Genomic DNA, 7,246 nt, shown 5'->3' with positions numbered 1-7,246 from the left:
CCGCGGAGGTACGCCCCGACGACGTGGTGGTCGAGGTCGGCCCGGGACTCGGCTCCCTCACCCTCGCGTTGCTGGAGACCGCCGACCGCGTCACGGCCGTCGAGATCGACGACGTACTCGCCGCCGCCCTCCCCACCACCATCACCACCCGCATGCCCGAACGCGCCGAACGCTTCGCACTCGTGCACTCCGACGCCATGCACGTACAGGAGCTGCCGGGCCCCGCCCCCACGGCCCTCGTCGCCAACCTCCCCTACAACGTGGCCGTCCCGGTGCTCCTGCACATGCTGGAGACGTTCCCGAGCATCGAGCGCACGCTCGTCATGGTGCAGTCGGAGGTCGCCGACCGCCTCGCCGCTCCACCGGGATCCAAGGTCTACGGCGTACCGTCCGTGAAGGCCAACTGGTACGCCGACGTCAAGCGCGCCGGCGCCATCGGCCGCAACGTCTTCTGGCCGGCGCCCAACGTCGACAGCGGTCTCGTGTCGCTCGTCCGGCGCGCGGAACCGGTCAGGACCGCGGCCTCACGGAAGGAGGTGTTCGCCGTCGTCGACGCAGCCTTCGCCCAGCGCCGCAAGACCCTGCGCGCCGCCCTCGCCGGCTGGGCGGGATCGGCCGCCGCCGCCGAGGCCGCCCTCGTGGCCGCCGGGATCTCGCCGCAGGCGCGCGGGGAGTCCCTCGCCGTCGAGGAGTTCGCCCGTATCGCGGAGCACCGTTCCGCGCGGAACACAGAGCACGAGGAGCCGGTCCAGAAGTGAGCGTGACGGTACGCGTCCCCGCCAAGGTCAACGTCCAGCTCGCGGTGGGTGGCGCCCGCCCCGACGGCTTCCACGACCTGGCCAACGTCTTCCTGGCCGTCGGCCTGTACGACGAGGTCACCGCGACCGAGGCGGACGAGTTGCGCGTCACGTGCGCGGGCCCGGGCGCCGACCAGGTCCCCCTGGACCGTACGAACCTGGCCGCCCGCGCCGCCCTCGCCCTCGCCGAACGGCACGGCCTCGATGCCGCCGTGCACCTGCACATCGCCAAGGACATCCCCGTCGCGGGCGGCATGGCGGGCGGCAGCGCGGACGCGGCCGGCGCGCTGGTGGCCTGCGACGAGCTGTGGGGGCTGAACACCTCCCGGGACGAACTCCTCGCCATCTGCGCCGAGTTGGGCAGCGACGTGCCGTTCAGCCTGGTGGGCGGCGCGGCCCTCGGCACGGGGAGGGGCGAGCAGCTCCGGCCTCTGGAGGTGGGCGGCACCTTCCACTGGGTGTTCGCGGTCGCGGACGGAGGGCTCTCCACCCCGGCCGTCTACCGGGAGTTCGACCGCCTCACGGAAGGCACGGAGGTGCCGGAACCGGTCGCCTCCCAGGAACTTCTCGACGCCCTCGCCAAGGGCGACGCGACGGCCCTCGCGACGGCTGTCTCCAACGACCTTCAGCCCGCGGCTCTTTCGCTGTTCCCCACCCTGGCCGACACCCTCGCTACCGGACGCACGGCGGGTGCCCTCGCCGCCCTGGTCTCCGGCTCGGGCCCCACCACGGCCTTCCTCGCACGGGACGCGGAGTCCGCCAAGACGGTCGCTGGGGCGTTGCTTGCTTCAGCGACCTGCCGCGCGGTACGCGTCACCGATGCGCCCGCGCCCGGTGCGACCGTCGTCCCGGTTGCCCAAGCTCAAGAAAACGCTTGAAGCAGAATCGCTCCGGGACCCGTCGCGGAGAGGGCCAGTCGTTCCGGACTCCAGCGGCGCTGGTTGTTCGCGGGACGGACCGCGACCCGCACACCCAGGGCGAGGAGGACCTCCCTTCGGCCTCCTGGGCCGCGCGCTTCCCACTCGTCAGCCACTGTCTTCCCGGTGAAGCTCCATTCGTAGCAGGCTGCGTTGATCGGGTGGTTCATCTCCCAGGTGGCGGAGTGCGCTTCGAGCTGTCGCTGGACGGCCTCAGCCGCTGGACCATAAAGGCCGACCAGCCGTCGGGCCAATTCGCCGACGTCTGAGTGAAGCCTGTCGCGGGAGCTGTCTTCCGGCGGGGAGACACAGGGGAGCCGTGCGACGAAAGGCAGCGAGCCGAATCTGTCGAGAGCCCAGTCGCGGACGGCGTCTTCGAGCCGTGTGGCTGAGATCAGCACTTTGCAGCCACCCGAGCATCGGTACACGTCGTTCGAGCTCCCGTCGCCGATATACCGACGTGTGTTGTAGTGGAGCCGTGCGTCGCATTCCGCGCATTGGGCAACATGAAGCAGCAACGATGATCGCAGTCTGGGACGCTGAGGCGTTCGGCTGCGTGACTCCAGTGTTGTCTGCAGCGAGTCCCACGTTTGAGGGTCGATCAGCGGGGGCCCTACCCGCACGGGGTTGCCCGCAACGTCGGTCGCGGACAGTCGCTCACGGCCCTGGCCCACGGTTCGGTGACCGAGCAAGGCTGGCGAACGCAGCATCCTCCGTAGGACGGTGGGCGACCACTGGGATACCTTCCCGGCCCGTGAGCACGTTGTTGCAGGGGAAGGAATTCCTTCGGCGTTGAGGGAATCACAGACGGCGGTCACTGTTTCCCCGGTGAGGATCTGTTCCACAATCCACCTCATTCGGGGCGCGGTTTCTTCGTGCTCGGCCAGACGTTTGCCTCCTGCGCCGTCCGGCACGATGCGGTAGCCGTAAGGCGCGTTTCCCCCGATCCAGCGTTCGGCATGCTGGAGTGCGAGTCGGGAACGGGCGATCCGTGTCTGAATCAGAGTGCTTTCCCTCTCGGCCAGGGCAATTGCACGCAGGAGCTCTGCCCTCTCTGCGGGAACTGTGGTGTCCAATGGGCCGTCGGAGGCCACGACCGATGTGTCTGTATCGCTCAGGGCGTCCAGGATTTCCAGCGCGTTCGGCACCGACCGGGCGAGGCGATCGGGGCGAGCCACGAGGAGTACGTCGAACTCGTGCCGTCTGGCCATGATTCCTGCCAGGCCCGGGCGCCTCGTGTGAGGCGTAGTTCCTGAGACGTCCACGTCCTGGCCTTGAATGACGACGTCCCAGCCGCGCTTGGCGCACAGCGCGTAGCAGTCCTCGCGCTGCGATTCGATCGATGTGCTGCCGCCGTTGTCGCGGCTGAGTCGCAAATACACTGCAATTCGCATGTGACCTCCCCCAAGGCCGATGTTCTTGTTGGACCAGGGGATCATTCTGTGGAACGAGTGGTGCGCACATGCGATGAAGCACGGGAGGTCACCCGAAAGGGCGAGCCCAGGCAGTGGTCATGCCGCCGTGGTGACCACGCTCATGGGGTGCCTGCTGGTCGAGCGGGCATCGGTCCCTGGAAGCGGTGCGCCCCGGGCTCGATGCCCGGGGCGCACGGCGTGCTTCACGACAGCCGCGACAGCCGGCTGAGCTTCGGAACTGTCGGCTCAGAAGGTCAGTTTCCAGCTGTTGATGTATCCCGTGTCCGCGCTGTAGACGTCCTGGACCTTGAGCTGCCAGGTCCCGTTGACCGTCGTCTCGCTGGAGGCGTTGACGGTGTAGGTGGCGTCGACGTTGTCCGTGGAGTCGGAGGTGCTGCTGCTCTTCAGCCGGTACGTCGAACCGTCCGGCGCGACCAGGTCGATCACCAGGTCGCCGCGGTAGGTGTGGACGATGTTGACGTACACGGACAGGTCGCTCGGCGCGCTGCCGGAGATCCCGCTGACGGTGACGGGCGAATACACGGCAGACCCGGCGTCCGGGATGGACACGTCGGTGGTCGACTCGAAACTGCTCCCTGTGTCCCCACCCTCATCGCCCCCGTCGTCCCCGTCACCGCTCGGGGTGACCTGGAGCAGCAGGTTGGGGCTGCCGGTGCCCACGCTGGTGAGGGTGCTCGCGGAGGCCGCCGAGGTGAGGGCCGAGGAAACCTGGGCGGGCGTCGCGCCGGGGTTCTCGCCGAGGTAGACGGCCGCCGCACCGGCGACGTGCGGGCTCGCCATCGACGTACCGGAGAGGGTCGAGGTGGCGGAGTTCGAGGTGTTGTACGTCGAGGTGATGCTGGACCCCGGCGCGAAGAGGTCGAGCGACGACCCGTAGTTGGAGAACGAGGACCGGGCGTCCGCGCTGGTGCTGGAGCCCACGGTGATCGCGGACGCGACGCGGGCCGGGGAGTACGAGGAGGCGTTGGCGTTGTCGTTGCCGGCCGCGACGGCGTACGTGACGCCCGCCGCGACGGAGTTGGCGACGGCCGCGTCCAGCACGGAGTCGGCGCTGCCGCCCAGCGACATGTTGGCCACCGCCGGGAACCGGGCGTTCTCGGTCACCCAGTCGATGCCCGCGACCACGCCGTCGGTCGTGCCGGAGCCGTCGTCGTCCAGGACGCGCACGGCCACGATGTCCGAGGCCTTGGCGACGCCGTACGTGGCGCTCGCGACGGTGCCCGCGACGTGCGTGCCGTGCCCGTTGCCGTCGTCCGCCGTGCTGTCGTCGTCGACGGCGTCATAACCGTAGGACGCCCGCCCGCCGAAGTCGGTGTGGGTGATCCGCACGCCCGTGTCGATGATGTACGCCGTCACACCGCTGCCCGCGCTGTCGGGGTAGGTGTAGGCGGAGTCCAGCGGCAGGTCGGCCTGGTCGATGCGGTCGAGGCCCCATGTGGGGCCGGTCTGCGTGTCGTTGATGTGGACCGTCTTGTTCTGCACGACCTTCGCGACGGCCGGGTCGGCGGCGAGCCGCTCGGCCTCGGTCTCGCTCATCTCGGTCGCGTATCCGTTGAGGGCCTTCTTGTACGTACGGGTCACCTCGGCGCCGTACCGGGTGGCGACCGCCCTGCCCTTGCTGGACGCGGCGCGGAAGGGGGCGCTGTCCTTGAGGACGACGATGTAGCTGTCCTTGACGGCGCCCGCGGCGCCGGCGCCCTGGATCACGCCCTCGGCGGGTGCCGCGGCCGCGGGGGCGGCGGTCGCGACACCCACGGCGAGGACGGCCGCGGCGGAGGTGAGCGCGGCGAGTACGCCGCGTCTGCGGCGGCCGGAGCGGTGGTCTGTCGATCGGTGCACGAACATGGGGGACGTTCCCCTCTCGTAAGACGTGCGTCGGACGGGCCATCGTGGGGGGTGGCGTCCTGATGACACACGGTGACGGACTTGACGAGATCACGTCAATCAGGGGAATCCCTACGTCCGCGTAGGGGTGAGCGGAGGGTTGCTTTCGCCCCCGCCGCTCAGGAGCGTAATGGCCGTCAACCTGGTCAATGTCGAGAACGTCAGCAAGGTGTACGGCACCCGCGCCCTGCTCGACGGAGTCTCCCTCGGCGTCTCCGAAGGCGACCGCATCGGCGTGGTCGGACGCAACGGCGACGGCAAGACAACCCTCATCCGCATGCTCGCCAAGCTGGAGGAGACCGACACCGGCCGCGTCACCCACTCCGGAGGACTCCGCGCCGGCGTCCTCACCCAGCACGACTCCCTCGACCCCGAGGCCACCGTCCGCCACGAGGTCATCCGCGACCTCGAAGACCACGAGTGGGCGGGCAACGCCAAGATCAGGGACGTCCTCACCGGCCTCTTCGGCGGCCTCGACCTCCCCGGCTTCCCCCAGGGACTCGACACCGTCATCGGCCCCCTCTCCGGCGGCGAGCGCCGCCGTATCGCCCTCGCCAAACTGCTCATCGAGGAACAGGACATCCTCATCCTCGACGAGCCCACGAACCACCTCGACGTCGAGGGCATCTCCTGGCTGGCGACCCACCTCCGCGAGCGCCGCTCCGCCCTCGTCTGCGTCACCCACGACCGCTGGTTCCTCGACCAGGTCTGCACCCGCATGTGGGACGTCCAGCGCGGTGACGTCTACGAGTACGAGGGCGGCTACTCCGACTACGTCTTCGCCCGCGCCGAACGCGAGCGCATCGCCGCCACCGAGGAGGCCAAGCGCCAGAACCTGGTCCGCAAGGAGCTGGCCTGGCTGCGCCGCGGCGCCCCCGCCCGCACCTCCAAGCCCCGTTTCCGCGTCGAGGCCGCCAACGAACTCATCAAGGACGTCCCGCCGCCGCGCGACAGCAGCGAACTGATGAAGTTCGCGAGCACCCGGCTCGGCAAGACGGTCTTCGACCTGGAGAACGTGACCGTCCAGGCCGGCCCCAAGGTGCTGCTCAAGCACCTCACCTGGCAGCTCGGCCCCGGCGACCGCTTCGGCCTCGTCGGCGTGAACGGCGCCGGCAAGACCTCGCTCCTGCGGGCCCTCGCGGACGCGGCGCGCTCCGGGGGCGAGGAGCAGCCCGTGGCCGGCCGGGTCGTCGTCGGCAAGACCGTCAAGCTCGCCTACCTCTCCCAGGAGGTCGGCGAACTCGACCCCAACTTGCGGGTGCTGGAGGCCGTGCAGCAGGTCCGCGACCGGGTCGACCTCGGCAAGGGCCGCGAGATGACCGCGGGCCAGCTGTGCGAGACGTTCGGCTTCGGCAAGGACAAGCAGTGGACGCCGGTCGGCGACCTGTCGGGTGGTGAGCGCCGCCGCCTCCAGATCCTGCGCCTGCTCATGGACGAGCCGAACGTCCTCTTCCTCGACGAGCCCACGAACGACCTCGACATCGAGACCCTCACCCAGCTGGAGGACCTCCTCGACGGCTGGCCCGGATCGATGGTGGTCATCTCCCACGACCGGTTCTTCGTCGAGCGGACGACGGACCGGGTGTACGCGCTGCTGGGCGACGGGGCGTTGCGGATGCTGCCGCGCGGGATCGACGAGTACATCGAACGGCGCCATGCGATGGAGGCGTCCGTGGCCGCGTCGGCACCGGCCGCTCCCAAGGCGTCCGAGAAAGCCGCACCCGAGAAGAGCGCGGCCGATCAGCGGGCCGCGAAGAAGGAACTCCAGAAGGTCGAGCGGCAGTTGGACAAGATCTCCGAGAAGGAGACGAAGCTGCACGCGGCGATCGCCGAGAACGCGACGGACTTTTCCAAAGTGGCCGAACTGGACGCGGAGTTGCGGGACCTGGTGGGGCAGCGGGAGGAGTTGGAGATGCGGTGGCTCGAACTCGCCGAGGATGCTTGAGATTTCGCCCGCTCGCCGTAGGGGTTCTGAGGCGCGGCGGCTCTCTGTCCGTCGTGGCTGGTCGCGCAGTTCCCCGCGCCCCCTATCGGGGCGCGGGCGCCTCGCAGTGGTAGAAAGGGCCGTCCGCATACGGACTGAGAACCGGCACCTCGCGTGACGCAGGTGGCTCAAAAGCAGCCAAAGAGGGGGAGCGCGCTGATGTCTCAGCCGCCCAGTCAGCCGCCGCAGGGCGGCTTCGGCCCACCGCCCGGCCAACCACCGCAGGGG

The 7,246-nt window shown here is 69.6% G+C and carries 5 protein-coding genes; 3 read left to right on the top strand and 2 right to left on the bottom strand.

Going from position 1 to position 7,246, the window contains the following annotated elements; all coding sequences use genetic code 11:
- The coding region (rsmA, locus tag FNH08_RS39865; protein WP_228034642.1) for a 16S rRNA (adenine(1518)-N(6)/adenine(1519)-N(6))-dimethyltransferase RsmA at window positions 1-758 on the top strand (758 nt) is incomplete at its 5' end.
- Window positions 755-1,675 (top strand): 4-(cytidine 5'-diphospho)-2-C-methyl-D-erythritol kinase, encoded by a 921-nt coding sequence (locus FNH08_RS39860; RefSeq protein ID WP_322726228.1) that lies wholly within the window; start codon window positions 755-757, stop codon window positions 1,673-1,675. The genes rsmA and FNH08_RS39860, both read left to right, overlap by 4 nt.
- Here FNH08_RS39860 and FNH08_RS39855 read toward each other — a convergent pair.
- Together FNH08_RS39855 and FNH08_RS39850 are read right to left on the bottom strand one after the other, a co-directional pair.
- Window positions 1,660-3,108, bottom strand: coding sequence for a recombinase family protein (locus FNH08_RS39855; RefSeq protein WP_194238786.1), 1,449 nt, complete (start codon window positions 3,106-3,108; stop codon window positions 1,660-1,662). The two genes, FNH08_RS39860 and FNH08_RS39855, sit on opposite strands and share 16 nt — an antisense overlap.
- A gap of 267 nt (window positions 3,109-3,375) precedes the next feature.
- The gene (locus FNH08_RS39850) at window positions 3,376-4,995 is read right to left on the bottom strand and encodes a S8 family peptidase (RefSeq protein ID WP_152776406.1); all 1,620 of its coding nucleotides are present in this window, start codon (window positions 4,993-4,995) and stop codon (window positions 3,376-3,378) included.
- Between the two features lie 169 nt (window positions 4,996-5,164).
- Here FNH08_RS39850 and FNH08_RS39845 point away from each other — a divergent pair, with 169 nt between their 5' ends.
- Window positions 5,165-6,979, top strand: a complete 1,815-nt coding sequence (locus FNH08_RS39845; protein WP_152776405.1) for an ABC-F family ATP-binding cassette domain-containing protein — start codon at window positions 5,165-5,167, stop codon at window positions 6,977-6,979.
- The last annotated feature ends 267 nt before the right edge of the window (window positions 6,980-7,246 follow it).

Source organism: Streptomyces spongiae (assembly GCF_009377185.1).
Lineage (GTDB): Bacteria > Actinomycetota > Actinomycetes > Streptomycetales > Streptomycetaceae > Streptomyces > Streptomyces spongiae.
This window is presented reverse-complemented; position numbering and strand designations above follow the sequence as displayed.

What these genes read in the sequence shown, in the direction of transcription:
- FNH08_RS39855 (WP_194238786.1), bottom strand. Translation starts at nt 3,108, where the DNA reads ATGCGAATTGCAGTGTATTTGCGACTCAGCCGCGACAACGGCGGCAGC.
- FNH08_RS39850 (WP_152776406.1), bottom strand. Translation starts at nt 4,995, where the DNA reads ATGTTCGTGCACCGATCGACAGACCACCGCTCCGGCCGCCGCAGACGC.
- FNH08_RS39845 (WP_152776405.1), top strand. Translation starts at nt 5,165, where the DNA reads ATGGCCGTCAACCTGGTCAATGTCGAGAACGTCAGCAAGGTGTACGGC.